The 15,573-nt window shown below is 60.1% G+C and carries 20 protein-coding genes; 14 read left to right on the plus strand and 6 right to left on the minus strand.

Going from position 1 to position 15,573, the window contains the following annotated elements; all coding sequences use genetic code 11:
• Positions 1 to 151: 151 nt before the first annotated feature.
• The 11 genes from AC6H34_RS29190 (at position 152) to AC6H34_RS29240 (ending at position 8,965) form a co-directional block, all read left to right on the plus strand.
• On the plus strand, positions 152 to 679 hold the full coding sequence (locus AC6H34_RS29190) for a hypothetical protein (RefSeq protein ID WP_497541171.1): 528 nt from the start codon (positions 152 to 154) through the stop codon (positions 677 to 679).
• A gap of 207 nt (positions 680 to 886) precedes the next feature.
• The gene (locus AC6H34_RS29195) at positions 887 to 1,111 is read left to right on the plus strand and encodes a hypothetical protein (RefSeq protein ID WP_497541172.1); all 225 of its coding nucleotides are present in this window, start codon (positions 887 to 889) and stop codon (positions 1,109 to 1,111) included.
• A 3-nt stretch (positions 1,112 to 1,114) separates the two neighbouring features.
• Entirely contained in the window at positions 1,115 to 1,360 is a 246-nt protein-coding gene (locus tag AC6H34_RS29200; protein WP_497541173.1) for a hypothetical protein, read from the plus strand.
• Entirely contained in the window at positions 1,348 to 1,644 is a 297-nt protein-coding gene (locus AC6H34_RS29205; protein ID WP_497541174.1) for a hypothetical protein, read from the plus strand. The genes AC6H34_RS29200 and AC6H34_RS29205 overlap by 13 nt, the downstream gene beginning before the upstream one ends.
• Positions 1,644 to 2,951 carry a DUF2800 domain-containing protein gene (locus AC6H34_RS29210; RefSeq protein ID WP_497541175.1) on the plus strand — a complete coding sequence of 436 codons (1,308 nt, stop codon included), beginning with the start codon at positions 1,644 to 1,646 and terminating at the stop codon, positions 2,949 to 2,951. The genes AC6H34_RS29205 and AC6H34_RS29210 overlap by 1 nt, the downstream gene beginning before the upstream one ends.
• Before the next feature lie 20 nt (positions 2,952 to 2,971).
• A complete protein-coding gene (locus tag AC6H34_RS29215) occupies positions 2,972 to 3,931 on the plus strand; it encodes an ssDNA-binding protein (protein WP_497541176.1) in 960 nt (319 codons plus the stop codon).
• 68 nt (positions 3,932 to 3,999) lie between these two features.
• On the plus strand, positions 4,000 to 5,970 hold the full coding sequence (locus AC6H34_RS29220; protein ID WP_497541177.1) for a hypothetical protein: 1,971 nt from the start codon (positions 4,000 to 4,002) through the stop codon (positions 5,968 to 5,970).
• A gap of 1 nt (position 5,971) precedes the next feature.
• The gene (locus tag AC6H34_RS29225; RefSeq protein ID WP_497541178.1) at positions 5,972 to 6,283 is read left to right on the plus strand and encodes a hypothetical protein; all 312 of its coding nucleotides are present in this window, start codon (positions 5,972 to 5,974) and stop codon (positions 6,281 to 6,283) included.
• Positions 6,284 to 6,332: 49 nt separating this feature from the next.
• Positions 6,333 to 6,701, plus strand: coding sequence for a VRR-NUC domain-containing protein (locus AC6H34_RS29230; protein ID WP_497541179.1), 369 nt, complete (start codon positions 6,333 to 6,335; stop codon positions 6,699 to 6,701).
• Positions 6,694 to 8,163: an SNF2-related protein gene (locus tag AC6H34_RS29235; protein WP_497541180.1), complete on the plus strand. Its 1,470-nt coding sequence runs from the start codon at positions 6,694 to 6,696 to the stop codon at positions 8,161 to 8,163. Before AC6H34_RS29230 ends, AC6H34_RS29235 begins: the two co-directional genes overlap by 8 nt.
• Positions 8,164 to 8,239: 76 nt before the next feature.
• A complete protein-coding gene (locus tag AC6H34_RS29240) occupies positions 8,240 to 8,965 on the plus strand; it encodes a hypothetical protein (protein WP_497541181.1) in 726 nt (241 codons plus the stop codon).
• Between the two features lie 461 nt (positions 8,966 to 9,426).
• Here the strand turns inward: AC6H34_RS29240 and AC6H34_RS29245 are convergent, their stop codons facing one another.
• The 6 genes from AC6H34_RS29245 to AC6H34_RS29270 all read right to left on the minus strand — a co-directional run bounded on the left by AC6H34_RS29245 (position 9,427) and on the right by AC6H34_RS29270 (position 12,645).
• A complete protein-coding gene (locus AC6H34_RS29245; protein WP_497541182.1) occupies positions 9,427 to 9,801 on the minus strand; it encodes a hypothetical protein in 375 nt (124 codons plus the stop codon).
• 171 nt (positions 9,802 to 9,972) lie between these two features.
• Positions 9,973 to 10,473, minus strand: coding sequence for a GNAT family N-acetyltransferase (locus tag AC6H34_RS29250; protein WP_497541183.1), 501 nt, complete (start codon positions 10,471 to 10,473; stop codon positions 9,973 to 9,975).
• 1 nt (position 10,474) lies between these two features.
• Entirely contained in the window at positions 10,475 to 10,738 is a 264-nt protein-coding gene (locus tag AC6H34_RS29255) for a YjhX family toxin (protein ID WP_497541184.1), read from the minus strand.
• A 277-nt stretch (positions 10,739 to 11,015) separates the two neighbouring features.
• The gene (locus AC6H34_RS29260) at positions 11,016 to 11,393 is read right to left on the minus strand and encodes a hypothetical protein (RefSeq protein WP_497541185.1); all 378 of its coding nucleotides are present in this window, start codon (positions 11,391 to 11,393) and stop codon (positions 11,016 to 11,018) included.
• Positions 11,394 to 11,587: 194 nt separating this feature from the next.
• On the minus strand, positions 11,588 to 11,905 hold the full coding sequence (locus AC6H34_RS29265; RefSeq protein ID WP_497541186.1) for a hypothetical protein: 318 nt from the start codon (positions 11,903 to 11,905) through the stop codon (positions 11,588 to 11,590).
• Positions 11,906 to 12,012: 107 nt separating this feature from the next.
• Positions 12,013 to 12,645, minus strand: a complete 633-nt coding sequence (locus AC6H34_RS29270; RefSeq protein ID WP_448148146.1) for a CDGSH iron-sulfur domain-containing protein — start codon at positions 12,643 to 12,645, stop codon at positions 12,013 to 12,015.
• 291 nt (positions 12,646 to 12,936) lie between these two features.
• On the opposite strand from AC6H34_RS29270, the gene AC6H34_RS29275 reads away from it, so the two are divergent.
• The 3 genes from AC6H34_RS29275 (at position 12,937) to AC6H34_RS29285 (ending at position 15,558) form a co-directional block, all read left to right on the plus strand.
• On the plus strand, positions 12,937 to 14,349 hold the full coding sequence (locus AC6H34_RS29275; protein WP_497541187.1) for an MFS transporter: 1,413 nt from the start codon (positions 12,937 to 12,939) through the stop codon (positions 14,347 to 14,349).
• Between the two features lie 190 nt (positions 14,350 to 14,539).
• Complete coding sequence (locus AC6H34_RS29280) at positions 14,540 to 14,851, plus strand: type II toxin-antitoxin system HicB family antitoxin (RefSeq protein ID WP_448148148.1); 312 nt, start codon at positions 14,540 to 14,542, stop codon at positions 14,849 to 14,851.
• A 398-nt stretch (positions 14,852 to 15,249) separates the two neighbouring features.
• A complete protein-coding gene (locus tag AC6H34_RS29285) occupies positions 15,250 to 15,558 on the plus strand; it encodes a Dabb family protein (RefSeq protein ID WP_448148149.1) in 309 nt (102 codons plus the stop codon).
• Positions 15,559 to 15,573 lie beyond the last annotated feature (15 nt).

Here is a 15,573-nt window from a genome sequence, read left to right on the forward strand (position 1 = left end):
GAGATCCTTGCGAGGGGTATGAGTGATCGTCAACATGGCCCATGACGATTTTTTTAGCAACATTTTATTGACAACAGTTTAGGCCCATGCTTTGGTCATCCCCATCGCCGACATCGCTGCGGCGCTCAACACCCTGCTTGGAGATCCCTAGATGCCATTGGAAGACGACATTCGCGCGCTGACGGAAGCCGTGAACAAGAACAACGAACTTCTCTCGATCATCGTCAACAACGGCAAGGCCCGCCTCGACAAGGGCGAGACCGAAGGCGCCGATGAAGGCAAGGGCACCCGTACCCGCCGTACCCGCGCCGCCGCCAAGGACAACGACAACGAGGACAAGTCTGCGACCCGCCGCACCTCGAAGGACACCGATGACGAGCCGCCCGCGAACAAGGGCAAAGGCAAGATCAAGGCCGAGGATCTCAAGACCGATCTCAGCAACTGGATCGGCGAATATGACGACAAGCTTTTCGACGAGAACGGCAACGAGGTCGATGACGCCGACGAGAAGCTGCTAAAGCGCCGCAAGAGCCGACTGGCGTTCGTGAAGCTCTGCTACAAGAAGCTCGACGTCGCCAACATCATGGAAATCGAAGACCAGGCCGACCTCGTCAAGCTGCGCGATTGGGTCGAGCAGAAGAAGGAAGGCGACGATCCCTTCGCCTCCGACGGAGACTGATTGCGCTCCCAGCGCGCCGAGTGGATGGCGGCGCGCTGGTCGATGGTCGAGGGGTGCTCCAGTTCCCCTCGACCTGTCCTCAGGTGAGCCGGCCCCGGGCAGCATCAGATCGGGTCGACAAGCACCGTAAATCCGGCACAGGCAAGATCGGCGCACAGCGCCTCAGTCCTCGCCGGCTCTCCCGAGAACAACACAAGGAGCATTCCCGTGCGTTTGAGCAAGACTGAACTCGCCCGCCTTCGTGAGATCGCTGGCGGTCTGAACCTCTCCCCGCTGGCCCAGAAGAAGACGACCGCCGATCTGCGGCTGTTCGGCTTCATCGACGTTGACGGCGAAGTCCTCTCGAGCACCGGCACAGGTCGCGTCGTGCATCACGGCAAGGCCCTTGCCACGCCGGCCGGTATGCGGGTGCTCGAGCATTTCAGCAAGTGAGCCATGGCCCGCGTCCGCTACCCCGCCTCTGACGATATCATTATCGAGATCCTCAAGCGGTTCGGACGCGGCAAGCCGATGCGGACCTGGGTCGTTGCCAGCTACGTGCGCGACCTGGGCCACGGCTGCGACGTCGACACGAAGTGGATGCGGGCAAAGCTCATTCGTATGGAGCGCGCGGGCACAGTCCGTCGGGCCAGAACTCCCCTCGACCCCCAGATCAATTGGATGCTGCCATGCGCAAAATGAACATAAGGGTCGAAGAGAGTCATACCATCGTGACGACAGCATTCATCTCGCACCAGGAGTTGAAAGCCATCGTCGGTAAAGCAGTCGCAGAAGCTGCCGGCATCGGTGAATTCCACTTAAAGGGCAACGGGCGCATCCATCGCGACGGCTCTGATGTACTCGAAATAACCTTCGAAGATGCGACTGAGGGTTCACCTCCGTACAAAGTCGGAGTGCAGGCCCGGGTAAAATTCACTCGCGAGATCCCGACTACGAATGACGTTGCAGGCGACGGTTTCGACTGATGGCGTCACCGTCGGCCCATGCCAAACTCGGCCCATCGGACAGTGCTCGATGGATGTCGTGCCCAGGTTCAATCCAGCTTACAGAGCAGCTCAAGGCCACGCGCGAATCCACGACCTGGAGCGCTGAAGGCACATTCGCACACATGATCCGCGAGGAAGTGCTCGACATCGGTTTCGATGCGCGCGACTTCATAGGGCACAGGGCACGGATCGACGGATTCCCATTCGAGTGGCGAGAAGAGGACGCAAAGTACCTTCAGCCAGGGCTCGATCGTATTCGGCAGTTCCACGGCAAACTGTTCCTCGAGACCAAGGTGTCGCTCGCGAGGTGGGCTGAGGACTGCTGGGGGACGCTTGACGTCGGCATTGTCGGCAAGAATTTCATCTGCATCAATGACTTGAAGTGGGGTCAGGGTGTGCCGGTCGAAGTTGTCGGCAACACGCAGCTTCGTATCTATGCCTTGGGCTTCTGGTGGAACATCGCGAGGCACCTGACCGACGCCAAGGAAGTGATCCTGATCATCGATCAGCCGCGAATGAGACGTCAACAAAATGTTGGCAATGTGGAATTCGAGGATCTTGACGCAGAGTATGACGAGCCGTTGCAGCAACTCGGCGGCAATGAGTGGCGCGTCTCCGTCAAGGATCTCTTGGAGTTCGGCAACGAGGTGAAGGCGGCGGCCAAGCGTACAACGATCCCCGGCGCACCGCGGATACCGAGCGCCAAAGCCTGCCGATGGTGCCCCGCCGCGAAGATCGACGGCATGTGCCCCGAGTTCGAGAAGCACAACATGCAGACGATCGGACTCAGCTTTGAGAACCTCGATACGGCCGGGGCGCTGGGACTCGACGTGAAGCCTACCGAGCGCATCACGCCTGAGCGCCGCACCTACCTCATACGCAACTGGCCGACGATCGAGCGCTGGTACAAGCGCATGCATGCACAAGCACTGATGGACGCTCTCGCTGGCGATTTCGACAAGGTGCCAGGCCTCAAAGCCGTCGAAGGTCGTCACGGCAAGCGCGACTGGATCGACGAGGAGACCGCCGAGGCCTTCCTGGTCGACCGGCTCGGCGAAGAGAAGGCGTTCACCCGCAAATTGCTGTCGCCGGCACAAGCAGAAAAGCTCCTGCCGACAGATGAAGCCGCGAAAATCCAGGTCAAACCCGGAAAGAGAAGTGCCCTAGTCAAACAGGGCGATCCCAAGCCTGTTCTTGTCGACAAGAGCGATAGAAAACAGGCGCTAGTAGACAGGGAAGTTAAGTTTGACAACCTCGATGACGATGAAAACGTTGAAAACGACTGACGGACATACGGAGTATAACTATGGCTGAAGCCAGTAACGAAATCGGTAAGATCAAAATTCATGGCATCCTCTCCTTCGAACATCTGTTCAAGAAGAGCTCGTCGATCGACGGTGGCCCCGAAAAATACCGAGCGAACTTCATCATCGACCCAACCAGCTCGCAGGGCAAAAAAGACATCGGGCAAATCGAGAATGCTATCGACGACCTGATCGACGACACCTGGAAGGGCAAGAAGCCGAAGCTCAAGGAGGATCGCAACTGCTTCATGGACGGCAACGACATGCTCGATCGCGACGGCAATGTCCGCAACGGCTATGAAGACATGATGTATATCAAGGCATCGTCCGACAAGAAACCGAAGCTCCGTGCCCGCAACGGCGAGGACGAAGTTCTGGAGGAAGATGACCTCCTCTACTCCGGCGCGCACGTGATCGGCTATCTGCGACTCTTCGCTATTACCGATCCGAAAAAGGGTGGCAACGGTATCTTCTGCTCAATCGACGGCGTTCAATTCGTCAAGCACGGCGAGAAGTTCGGCGGTGGCGGCATGTCCGACGACGAGTTCGAGCGTATGAATGACGACGGTGATGACGATCGTCCGGCTCGTCGGAGCCGTTCCCGTGATGAAGACGACGATCGCCCTGCCCGCCGTAGTCGCTCCCGCGACGAGGATGAAGATGCGCCGCCCGCGCGCCGGTCGCGCTCTCGTGATGAAGACGACGATCGCCCTGCCCGCCGTTCCAGGGATGAGGACGACCGTCCGTCGCGTCGTTCCCGTGATGAAGACGACAGCAGGTCGAGCCGGCGTTCCCGCGATGAAGACGACGATCGACCCGCTCGCCGTTCTAGGGACGAGGATGATGACAGGTCGAGCCGGCGCCGCTCCCGTGATGAAGACGAGGACCGTCCCTCGCGTCGTTCCCGCGACGAGGAGGATGATCGGCCGGCCCGTCGTAGCCGCAGCCGCGACGAGATCTGAGTAGCGACGTTTGACGAGCCGCTCATTGGGCGGCTCGTCAACTTTTTAGTGCCATTGGAGATTTCGGCGTGCCCCGAAGCAAGCCGCGGGTCGTCTTCGACCTGGAAATCTATCGAAACTTCTTTTTCATCGCCTTCAAGGATCTCGACACCGGCGAGGTGACGACATTCGAGAAGCGGCGTGGGCATGCGCTCGACCGTACCGAGCTCGAGTGGATGCTGCGCAACCACCAGCTCATCGGCTTCAACTGCAAGAATTTCGACCTGGTGATCGCCTGGATGGCGGTGCTCGGCTTCTCGCTGGCAGATCTGAAGGAAGCCGCCGACGACATCATTATTCGCGACATGAAGCCGTGGGACATTGAGCGACGTTACGAGTTCTCGCTGCCTAAAAACATAGACATGATCGATCTCATCGAGACTGCGCCCGGCGTCGGCGTCAGTCTCAAGGTCTACGCCGGCCGGATGCATGCCAAACGCATCCAGGACTTGCCGATCGATCCGTCTGCCGTCCTGACCGGCCGCGAAATGGATATCACCGCGGACTATTGCGAGAACAGCGATATCCCGGCAACACAGCTCCTATTCGAGAAGCTCAAGGGCCAGCTCGATCTTCGCTATGCCATGGGCAGAGAATACGGCGAGGATCTCCGCTCGAAATCCGAGGCGCAGATCGCCGAGGCGGTGATCAAGAAGCGCCTCACGGATCTCACCGGTGAAGTGCCGAAGAAGCCGCCGTTCAGACCCGGCGCGACGTTTCGATACCAAATCCCTGACTATATCGAATACACGCACCCTACCCTTCGAGAGATGCTCGAGGAGGTGCGCAATACCAAGTTCGTTGTGCAGAGCAATGGGCGGGTGTTGCTCCCCAAGACCCTCGAAGGTCGCAAAATCAAAATCGGCCAGTCCGTCTACCGGATGGGTATCGGCGGCCTGCACAGCTCAGAAGAGAGCGTCACACACCGCGCCGACGCGATGACCAAGATCATCGACCGCGACGTGGCCTCCTACTATCCCAGCATCATCCTGACGCTGGGCCTGTTCCCGAAGCACCTCGGAAAGGCGTTCCTCAAGGTCTATAAGAAGATCTTCGACGAGCGCCTGGCAGCTAAGGCGCGCGTCGGCGCGGCACGCGATAAAGGCCTGACGCCGGCTGAAAAAGACGTCGTCGCGATGGAGTCGCTGAAGATCGTCCTGAACGGACTCTTCGGTAAACTCGGAAGTCGCTTTGCCATCGTGTTTGCGCCGGACCTACTTATCCAGGTGACTCTCACCGGCCAGCTCGCCCTGCTGATGAAGATCGATCGCCTCGAGCGCGCCGGCTTCCGCGTCATCAGCGCCAACACAGACGGCATCGTTACGCTCGTGCCGCGCAACCGCGAAGACGAGTTCACGGCGATCGTCAAGCAGTGGGAACGCGACACCGGCTTCGACACGGAGGCTACGGAGTATACGGCTGTTCACAGCCGCGATGTGAACAGCTACATCGCAGTGAAGCCGGACGGCAAGATCAAGACCAAGGGCGCATTCGCAAACCCCTGGTGGGAGAAGGCACCGGATGCTCGCGGACAGTTCATGACCTCGCCGAAGAACACGATCTGCGTCGAGGCCGTGGTCGAGTTCCTGACCAAGGGCACATCGATCGAGAAGACAATCCTGGGCTGTAAGGATCTCCGCAAGATGATCACCGTCCAGAAAGTGACCGGTGGCGCGATCTGGCGCGCTGACAAGGGCGGCCACATTCGTGATGGTGGTCTGCTCGGAAAAACGGTGCGCTTCTATCACTCAATCGAGCAGAGGGGCGAACCGATCTATCGTGCCAAGCCTCATGCGAAGACCGGAAACTACGCAAAGGTCGCCAAGTCGGAGGGCGCCATGCTTTGCAATGTGTTCCCAGAAGAGTTCCCAAGCGGGGTCGATTACAATTGGTATATTGACGAAGCGCGCGAGCTGCTCGATGACGTCGGTTACTACAAAAATATCGGAAACAGATTGAAAACACATCTAATTATAGATTATCTCAAGGTATTTGCGTGAGATGGGTACGAAAGGTACTATTAAACAACACTATTCTGAAGTGCAAAAGCATTACGAGAATGGCGGAACCGACCAGGAGGCGGCCAGCATATTCGGATTTTCAAGGCGTACACTTCGAACTTTTCGCTGCGAGTATCTGAAGATCGTCGCATTCGAACGCGGCGTGAATATCGATCTCTATCGCCTCCAGATCCAACGACTGGTCAAGGCCGGGCATAACGCTGGCGAGATATCCAGACGCCTCGGCCTGAAGCACCAGTCGCTTCGCGCTTGGTTGGCCAGAAACAAGATCAGCACTGCTCGCAAGCTCTAGTTGGCAACTTTTTATTGACTCTAGTTGTCGGCAACATAAGGTTGTCGACATGACCGAGTACAGCGACTTCGACGACTTTGAACGCCCACTGCGCCCCCTGGTTCGCGCTGAGAAGCGCATTGAAAGGCGTGTGAGCCATTGGCAAAAGGCGGTGCGCGAAAAGGCGCATGTCGAACTGCCGGTCAAGCGTCATGCGGCTCGCAAAGGCTGGTTCGTTCGTAAGCTGCAGTGGATCGGCCGCAACGGCGCGCCCGATGATCTCTTCGGCAAGAACGGCCGAGTGATCTTCATCGAATTCAAAGCGCCGGGAAAGAAGCCATCGCCAACGCAGGTGCGCGAGATCCAACGCATGCGCGAGCACGGGCTCGAGGTCCATGTGATCGATAACGTGGAGCGTGGCTGTGCATTGTTTGACTGACTCGCTGCTCGGCCGCTTCCTCGCCGAGCGCGGGTTCATCGATTGGACGGTCCCAAAGCCCGGACTTCGACCACGCTCAATGCTACGTTCATATCAGCGCTATCTCGCCGATCAGATCGTTCGGAAGAAAGCCGTCCTCGGCGCCGCGGAAATGTCGCTTGGCAAGACGGCCGCCACCCTGACCGCGATAAGGGATCTCCTCGATGACGGTACCGTTACCCGAGTGCTCATCGTCGCCCCAAAATTCGTCGCCAGGGAGACTTGGCCGTCGGAGATCAAAGAATGGGAGCACCTACAGGATCTCACCTACTCCATTGTGGTCGGCGATGAGAAGACGCGTCTGGAAGCGCTCAAGGCCGACGTCGAGATCCACATCATCAACCGTGAAAACCTGCCTTGGCTTTGGAAGGCGGTGCGGGGGCGCATCGGCTGGAAGTGGGACATGCTGGTCTACGACGAGTCCAGCCGTTTGAAGGCTTGGCAGGACCGGACCCCGACGGGTCAGTTCACCGAGTTCGGCGCTCTCGCCCAAGCGCGCATGGCATTTGAGCGCATTGTCGAACTGTCCGGTACGCCGGCACCGAATGGGCTCATAGACCTGGGCGGGCAAGCCTACATCCTCGACGGCGGGCGCCGCCTCGGCACTGATAGAGAGGCCTATCTGAGCCGCTGGTTTGAACAGAACAAATACGACCGATCTATCAAGCCAAAGGAGTTCGCGCACGATCAAATCATGACGCGCATGAAAGACGTCATGATAGGTCTACGCTCGCAGGACTATATAGATCTACCGCCGCAGGTATTTAATCCGATCTATATTTCATTGCCCCCAAAGATCATGCGGCAGTATCGGGACTTCGACAAAACGCTTGTAGCAGAAGACTACGACATTGAGGCCGTGAACCGCGGCGTTCTTGTCAACAAATTGTTACAGTTCTCCAACGGTAGCATGTACCGAAATATCGAGGGGACTGACCCACCGGAGCGCGAAATTGTTCCCGTACACGACCTTAAGTTGGACCCGTTGGACAACATTATCGAAGAGGCTGCTGGTAATCAGGTACTCATCGCCTACAGCTTTAAGTTCGATTTGCAGCGGATCAAGAAGAGGTATCCGAAGGCCGTTATCTTCGAGGACGAGCCGAATTTCATTAAAAAATGGAACGCGGGCAAGATTGGAATTGGTCTAGCTCACCCGGCGTCCATGGCACACGGGCTCAATCTTCAGTACGGCGGAAATATTCAGGTGTGGTACGGCCTCACTTGGTCTCTAGAGCTATGGGATCAATTCAACCGTAGGCTGGCGCGGCCAGGTCAGGCGCAGCGATCTGTTTTCATCCATGTGATTATGGCTAAGGGTACCTACGATCAGAGACAGTTCACGAATTTGCAAGCCAAGGGGGTTACCCAAGACACCATTACCCAAGCGGTGAGGGTGCGTCTCGGTCAGCCAAAGAGATAGGCTGGGGCACATTGACGTCGTCAACCATTTCCGCAATAAGTCAACAACTAGTTGCTATTTGCGGAGATGAGAGGCTATGCCTATCGAAGACGACCAACCTGACGACGGTAAGTCGCTCGTCATACGTTCTGCTGATTTTGCCGCCAGACTTCGGCAAGTATTGAAGGATTTCCCGCGAGCGCCGAAAGGGCGCGGCGCAAATGCCTGGCTCGAAAGGGAGCTTCGTGCGCACGGAGCGGAGGCCAGTCGAGAGACGGTGCGCAAGTGGCTGCTTGGTGTAAATCGACCTCACCAGGATACTCTCGAGGTGTTGGCGCAGGTTCTTCAAACCGATCTCGCCTGGTTAAGTACGGGTGCGACCTCTGCGAAACCCTCCGAGTCCCGCGGCGTCCGTGATCAGAAGGGCGCTGCAAATTTCGTCGGCGGCATCTTCCAGATGAACGGTGTCCCTCTTTCTCCCGCTGCCAATCCTTCGACCGATTTCAGCGTCATCATCGCTGGCGAACAACACGACGTGCTATGTCGCTTCGGTCGCCTGATGGACGACGGTGCCAGGGTGGTCATTCCGTCCGTCTTTTACCACCTGACGACCCTGGTTGTGATCCCCGGCGAGACGGATGTCGATTTCGGGATTTACCGGCTCACTAGGGAAATGATTAGGGATCGCGGGACTGTCCGCGGTGACTCCGTCATTCTCGATCTGCGCTTGACCAAGTCGGGATATGTCGCGGGTGAGATTCCCGTTGCGCGCATCCAATGGCTCGATAATCTGGAAGGCGAAAAGGCGGGCTCCCCAGCCTAAAACGCAGCCGCGTGGCACTAGGGGTATCGAACGGGTGATCTCAGAATGAGATCTCTGAAAATCACTGTAATATCAATTCGATAGCCCTAGACCTCGATTCCGCCCCTAGGCACCATCACACCATTTGTGTGAAGCCCTTCAATAAGTTGCTGGATTTGCTTTCTTATCTTCCTCTGCGTCTGCCACACGGCACCGCTAGGAGGCTCGAATGGCGTTCGCAAGGGCTCGAGCGGCAAGCCATCACGACACTTGCATCGCCATTTCCGATTCAAGAAGCTGAAAAGGTCCTCGGCAGCGCCAAAGGCACAGCCCTGAAGATTTGACCGATAAGCAGGTGCTGGCCCTCGCTGGAGACATGTGCAGCGAGGTCGCGGAGCCATGGGGCCACCAGGGCATAACCCGCTGGCTGGCCCTCTGAACCGTGGCGACATGGATTCGGAAGAGTGCCGGTTGGCATTTCATCATGCCGCGCGGCGGGTGAGCTCAGCGCTGTTGCCAACGCTCGGTGCGCTGGCAATCTGGCGCATGATAAGCCAGACGCCGGAATCCTTGAGAAAGATGGTTCCGCCGTCGATCCACTCCCTGGCCGAGATGGCTTCCTTCAGTCGAAACAACTGGCGGGCCGTATTGTCGCCGGCCCTCGACGAGCGAGTTGGCCCCTCCATCGTGATGTTGAGCTCCACCACGTCGTCTCGACGGCGGACATCGCCTCGGTAGCGCCCGCCCTCAAAATCGTTCCCGTCGAGCTGCCCCCCGCAGATCACGCAGACACCGGCAAGGCAACCTGTCGATGAAGTGACGACCACGGCATAGGTGCCATCCAAATTGTCGGACATCGAATCCCCCATGTTGTAACTTCAACATAGGAGTGACTGGCGTGACTCCAGCGAGATGTGCGCTGGTGCACCCCGCGCTCGTCGGCGGTGAAGCCGGGAACTTTGGAGGCCGGAAGCAGTTCTCGATGGGCGGTGGGGCTGCACCGCTTGCGGATGCAGCCCCACCTTCGGTCACTTCTGCTGATCCAGGCCGAATGCCGGATGATGTTTCAGTTCTCCGCGCGGCTCGCTGCCGTCGAAGGGTAAGGCCTGAACCACCTCGGGAAGACAGCCTTCCACCTTCAGGCCGGGGAAGGCCCGGAAGCCGAACCGGCCATAGTAGGCGGGGTCGCCCACCAGCGCCGCACCCCGGCTTGTCGCCCGCAACCGGCGGAGGGCTTCCGTCATCAGGGCCGTACCGATCCCCTGGCGATGCCTCGACGGCAGAACCGCAAGCGGGCCGATCAGGCCCCAGCCGTCCTGCTTCCCGATCCGTGCCGCCGAGGCGGCCAGATAGCCGATCACCTCCCCCTCTTCCTCGGCCACGAGCGAGAGGGCGAGTGCGCCGTCAGCGCGCAACCTTTCGACGATGCCCGCCTCCGTTCCGGTGGATTGCGCCAGCATCCGGAGGGCTTCAGTGACGACACGGCTGATCGCCGGGATGTCGCCGGCAGTTTCATTGCGGATCAGCATGTCATGCCTCTTGACTGTCGAGTTGCGTGCGAACGGCGGTGCGCTCGCGTTGCGGGATCCGACACGGACCGCCCGGCCGGGATTCGACCAGCCGTTCCCGCCGCAATCGGTTGAAAGCCGTCAGGCCGAAGTCGGCAAGGACCGTCCGCTCGCGCGTGAAGCATGTCACGGGCATGATTCCGGAACCGTCGGCACACGCGTGCGGAATGCAGCCACCAGGGGCCCGCATGTGCAGCGGATGTCGTTCATTTTCTGAGATATTCATGGAAGTCTCGAATGGCAGGCGTGAAAAATCGCCCGAGCGCGGATGCACTCGGCGGCTTTGACTTCACGAGGCTCTCTGAAATTCAGAGAGCCTTGTCACACAAGCTCTGACATCCAGTCTCCATCGGCCGGGCAGCGAACAATGTCGCGGCTCAGATCGCTAATCTAAGAAAAGCACACCTTTGGAGCAACCCCGTAAAGTGGGGGAAGTAGCGGCCCGCGCGGCGCTCCGATTGCCCGGCTCCGATCGGGGGCGGTCGACTGCTCCGCGCCGCTCCCTAGGCTCCTCCGCACATGTGCTCGGCGTCCGGCAAGGTCCAGGTACGATGAGTCCTGAGGTCGGTAGCCTTGTATTCCTTTCCCCGTTCGTCGCCTGGCGGGCAGCCCTTCGGCACCGAAGCGAGGCAGAGCTTTATGCGGTCTCCGACACGGGCGCGCCGGAGCGCTGCCTCCATCTCGTAGGAAACCCCATAGATTCCATTCTCATAAACGACGGCGCTGCCACTGTCGGCGACACCTTCGAGGCGAGACCCCAGTTCCTTGATACGGGTCTCCACGCATTGGCCCACTTGCTTCGGCAGCCCGTCGGCACACGCCGCCGGGGACGCTGCCACGAGTACGCCCAGAACCATCAACCCGGACACTCTCCGCAACATCTGCACGCCTCCCTTTCGGTTTCCCGGATGATTGATGCCGGAAGATGGCAGCCAACGGGAGCATAGGAAGTTCCACGGAGAACAGCCCCGGAAAAACGGTTCGAGACGACACCTGGGGGCACCAGCAAGGTCGTCCGGACCTTCTGCATGCCGGCCGACCGAAGGGATCCATCGGGCGGCGAGCCGATATGCCATCAATACGGATATGCGGGCGCGTAGTAGCGTGGCCGGTAGTAATAGCGAGGCCTGTAATAGTAACGCGGCCGGTAGTAATAGGCAGGCGGGGGCACATAATATCGTGGTTGCGCGTAATAATATCTCGGCCCGCCATACCCGGCGCTGTTGGGTATGCAGCGTCCGTAGCTCATGTAATAGCCGCGCGCGCAGCCATCCTCGATGGTGTGCACAAGTCCATTGCCTCCAGTCTCGCCGGGTGCGACGGGCATTGCCGAAGCCGGGGCCGCAGCCAGCCCCACAAAAGATACGAAAGCCGCAACAACGAATGATCTCATCCTGCGCTCCTCCAGGCGAATAGCTGCAGATTAACACGTTTGAGGGGTATTCGTTCCGAACGAGACCCTTCCGGCCGAGCGCGAGCTGTTATCGGGCCCGTGCAATCTCACGGCGCCTCGAAGCCCGCCTTCTTGTGGGAACCATCGCAGTAGGGCTTGTTGCCGGAATGCCCGCAGCGGCACAGCGCCGTCTGGGTCACGCGGTTGGTGTTCCGGCCCGTTCCCGAGGAGATTTCCAGCGCACCCTTCACACCCAGCGGTCCATTCGGGAAGGGCGTTATTTCGACGGGCCCCACGAGGTCGACGATCTGAAGGGTGCTCGCCTGTACCGCCGGCTCTCCGCTGGCGATGAAGTTTCCGACGTGGCTGCCGTCGCAATAGGGCTTGTTCTTCGATAATCCGCAGCGGCACAGCGTTGCTCGAAACTGCACCGGCTCGCCTTTGATATAGAGGTCGGCATGCACGGCGAGGGGGCCGTTCTCGCGGATCAGGATCGTGTTGGCGCGCGGCGCCGTCTCCTGCGGGCCGTCCCGGCGCGTGATCCGGATGGCGCCGGAGGGACAGTTGAGGGCAACGTCCATCGCTTCCTCGGCGCTCGCGGCATCGGGATGGATCCACTCCCCCTCCACATTGGCGCGGAAGACCCCCGGCTGCGTCATCACGCACCGCCTGGCATGAATACACCTGCCGCCATCGAACTGGATCGTCACTTCCCTGCCTTCGACAGTCTCGATCGCCATCCCTGCTCTCCCCGATGACCCTGCCCCGACCCGCGACGCCCCAGTGTCACCCGAAAGGAGCGCTTGCGCCAGCGAAAGAATGAGGTCGCGCCGCGCGGCGTCGGGAGGAACGACGAGGCATGCACGCCGCAGGACTACCCGCTATCCCGCCCCGACCAATTGCCAGCACCTCCCCCCGAGCGGAAAGCCGCTTGACCTCAAGTACACTTGAAGTTGTAGCCCATCGTCCGGAAGCAGGCGAACTTGCTTTTTATCGAGACATTGAAATGCTGGTGAGGGGCGGAGATGGCCATGGAAGGACAGTTGAGTATCGATGCGCGTTGGCGGGAAATGCTGGCGCCTGGCTATGCCGCGGCGACTGCGACCCTGTGCCTGGGCGTGGCCCTCTTTGCCTTCAACGGCTTCCTGGTTTCGACCGCCCTGCCCTCCGCCGTCGACGAACTCGGCGGCGCCGCGTTGATCGCGTGGTCGATCAGCCTCTATCTGGTGTTCGCGATTTTCGGCGGCGCCGTCGCCGCGCTGGTCAAGGCGCGCCATGGCGCCAGGGCAGGCCTCCAGGCGGCAGCCCTGCTGTTCACCTTCGGCACCTTGCTCGCCGGCCTGGCCCCGGCGATGCCCGTCCTGCTCGCCGGACGCATCTTCCAGGGCTTCGGCGAGGGACTGATAGCCGCCATATGCTACGCCCTCATTCCGGAGATCTTCCCGTCGCGACTCGTGCCGAAAGTGTTCGGTGCGGAAGCAATGGTCTGGGCGGGCGCCGCATTCGGCGGCCCTATCATAGCCGGCGTCATCAGCGAGACAGTGTCCTGGCGGGCCGCCTTCCTCGTCAACGTCCCGCTTTCGCTCCTCTTCATGGCCCTGGTTTTCAAGGTGGTACCCATAACGCGCGACGAGCGGGCCGACCAGGCACTGCCGGTCGCCCAGCTTGTGGCCATCGCGGGCGGCATGATCCTCGTGATGATCGCCGACCTCGCCGGCAGCGTCGCCGTGGCGGCGGGACTTCTCCTCCTCTCCGCGTTTCTCTATGTGAGCGCGGTGTGGGTCGACCGGAGTTCGAAGGCGAGGCTGTTTCCGGCAAGTGCCTTCCGGCTGCGGGGGCCGATCGGGCTCGGCCTGTGGGTGATCCTGCTGATGCCGATGGCGCAATCCGCGTCGTCGGTCTACCTCGTCTATCTGATGCAGCATCTGTGGGGATACGGGCCGACCCTGGCCGGCGCTCTCAATGCCGTCATGGCGATCTGCTGGAGCCTCACCGCCATCGTGGTCGCCGGCCAGGCTTCGTTTGCCCTTCGGCGGCTGCTGATCTGGCTCGGGCCGCTCCTGCTGGTGGCAGGCCTCGGCGCCATCTTCCTCGCGCTCGAACATGATGCGATCGCCTTGCTGGTGACGGGCCAGGCCCTGACCGGCATAGGTTTCGGCAGCAGTTGGGGCTATCTGTGCCAAGGCCTCATGGAAGCCGCTCCCGAAGCGGACCGCAATCGTACATCCACCTTGCTGCCGACATTGCAGTCGGCCGCCTATGCGATCGGAGCCGCCTTGCTGGGGCTGGTCGCGAATATGGCCGGCGCCGCCGCAGCGACCTCGCCCGAGGAATTGCGGCACGCCATGCTGGTGGTCTTCATCGTCGCGACCGCGATTGCAGTGCCGGGATTCCTCGCTGCGTGGCGGCTCTCCCCCCTGCTTTACCGTAGGCGGGAGCGTTGAGGCGAAGCGCTCCGCCGCGTTGATACCTCCTGTAACGCATTGGAATGACGATAATTTTTCATTCCCGACATCTCGCTACAAACGTCCGGCGGCCGCCGGCGGAATAAAATCTGCGTCATGTTGCCGGCTATGGCCATACGTCCTCCGAAAAGAGGAGTATGGTCTTCGGGCCATCATGGAGGAGATGTCCATGGCACATTACGTTGCTCTGATTGCCGGGCAGAATGGCGCGTATGACGTGACCTTTCCTGACTGCCCGGGGTGCACCGCCCACGGCCGCACCATCGATGAAGCCCACCGCCACGCGAGTACCGAACTGAGCCGCTGGCTGGATCACCATGACGCCAACGGCATCATCCGGCCTGTTGCGCGCTCCCAGGGCACCCTGCTCGCCAATCTCGACCTGGCGGATGCCGTGGCAGAGGGCGCGATCATGATCACCGTCGGCGCCGAAATACGGCGGAGCCACGAAATCCCGGAGCCCCGCATCCGCAGGCAGTAGCGCGACGGATCCTGAGGGGGATGGAGGCCCGATGCCTGCCGGGGTCTCATTGGGCTGCAAGGCTGGGGAGTGTCGCCTCATCTCGAATCGATCTGTGGCATGAGGGCCGATGGTGATGGCCAAAGGGAAGGTCGTCCGGCTCATGCCTAGCCGGCGACAGCCCGCACCGTCCTGCGAAAATCACTGATCGCAGCGACGAAGCTACTGATATGCCAATGCTTTATTCCGTATTGCGCAGGTCACGACCAGGGAACCTTCCCTAATGGCCGGAACGCGGGCAGTATACCTCCCGCTTCGCGGAGCGGCCGCACGCTTGCCAAGAGGGTAGGCGAAGTTCCCGAATGCCGAGAGGACATGCAGCCGCTCCCCCATTCCATTGCAGATACAGGAGGCACCCGATGATCCGTCATTGTGTGTTCTTGCGTTTCAAGAATGACATTGCCGACGATACGATCGATGAACTGCTTGGCGATTTCGTGCTGATGAAGAATGTCGTCCCCGGCATACGCGACGTCGTAGCCGGCAGGAACGACAGCCGTGAAGGGCTGGAGCGGGGCTTCCGGCATGGCTTTATGATGGACATAGAGGATGATGAGGCAAGGGAGGCGTATCTCAGCCACCCTACCCGCGCCGCCTTGGCAGAACGTATCCTGCCCTGTCTCGAGGGTGGGCTGGAGGGCGTCATGGTGGCCGACTTCACGCTCTAGCAGGAGTGGGACGGC

The sequence above is a fragment of the Labrys sp. ALF-8 genome (assembly GCF_059699065.1).

What these genes read in the sequence shown, in the direction of transcription:
- AC6H34_RS29190 (WP_497541171.1), top strand. Translation starts at nt 152, where the DNA reads ATGCCATTGGAAGACGACATTCGCGCGCTGACGGAAGCCGTGAACAAG.
- AC6H34_RS29200 (WP_497541173.1), top strand. Translation starts at nt 1,115, where the DNA reads ATGGCCCGCGTCCGCTACCCCGCCTCTGACGATATCATTATCGAGATC.
- AC6H34_RS29205 (WP_497541174.1), top strand. Translation starts at nt 1,348, where the DNA reads ATGCGCAAAATGAACATAAGGGTCGAAGAGAGTCATACCATCGTGACG.
- AC6H34_RS29210 (WP_497541175.1), top strand. Translation starts at nt 1,644, where the DNA reads ATGGCGTCACCGTCGGCCCATGCCAAACTCGGCCCATCGGACAGTGCT.
- AC6H34_RS29215 (WP_497541176.1), top strand. Translation starts at nt 2,972, where the DNA reads ATGGCTGAAGCCAGTAACGAAATCGGTAAGATCAAAATTCATGGCATC.
- AC6H34_RS29225 (WP_497541178.1), top strand. Translation starts at nt 5,972, where the DNA reads ATGGGTACGAAAGGTACTATTAAACAACACTATTCTGAAGTGCAAAAG.
- AC6H34_RS29230 (WP_497541179.1), top strand. Translation starts at nt 6,333, where the DNA reads ATGACCGAGTACAGCGACTTCGACGACTTTGAACGCCCACTGCGCCCC.
- AC6H34_RS29240 (WP_497541181.1), top strand. Translation starts at nt 8,240, where the DNA reads ATGCCTATCGAAGACGACCAACCTGACGACGGTAAGTCGCTCGTCATA.
- AC6H34_RS29245 (WP_497541182.1), bottom strand. Translation starts at nt 9,801, where the DNA reads ATGTCCGACAATTTGGATGGCACCTATGCCGTGGTCGTCACTTCATCG.
- AC6H34_RS29250 (WP_497541183.1), bottom strand. Translation starts at nt 10,473, where the DNA reads ATGCTGATCCGCAATGAAACTGCCGGCGACATCCCGGCGATCAGCCGT.
- AC6H34_RS29255 (WP_497541184.1), bottom strand. Translation starts at nt 10,738, where the DNA reads ATGAATATCTCAGAAAATGAACGACATCCGCTGCACATGCGGGCCCCT.
- AC6H34_RS29260 (WP_497541185.1), bottom strand. Translation starts at nt 11,393, where the DNA reads ATGTTGCGGAGAGTGTCCGGGTTGATGGTTCTGGGCGTACTCGTGGCA.
- AC6H34_RS29265 (WP_497541186.1), bottom strand. Translation starts at nt 11,905, where the DNA reads ATGAGATCATTCGTTGTTGCGGCTTTCGTATCTTTTGTGGGGCTGGCT.
- AC6H34_RS29270 (WP_448148146.1), bottom strand. Translation starts at nt 12,645, where the DNA reads ATGGCGATCGAGACTGTCGAAGGCAGGGAAGTGACGATCCAGTTCGAT.
- AC6H34_RS29275 (WP_497541187.1), top strand. Translation starts at nt 12,937, where the DNA reads ATGGAAGGACAGTTGAGTATCGATGCGCGTTGGCGGGAAATGCTGGCG.
- AC6H34_RS29280 (WP_448148148.1), top strand. Translation starts at nt 14,540, where the DNA reads ATGGCACATTACGTTGCTCTGATTGCCGGGCAGAATGGCGCGTATGAC.
- AC6H34_RS29285 (WP_448148149.1), top strand. Translation starts at nt 15,250, where the DNA reads ATGATCCGTCATTGTGTGTTCTTGCGTTTCAAGAATGACATTGCCGAC.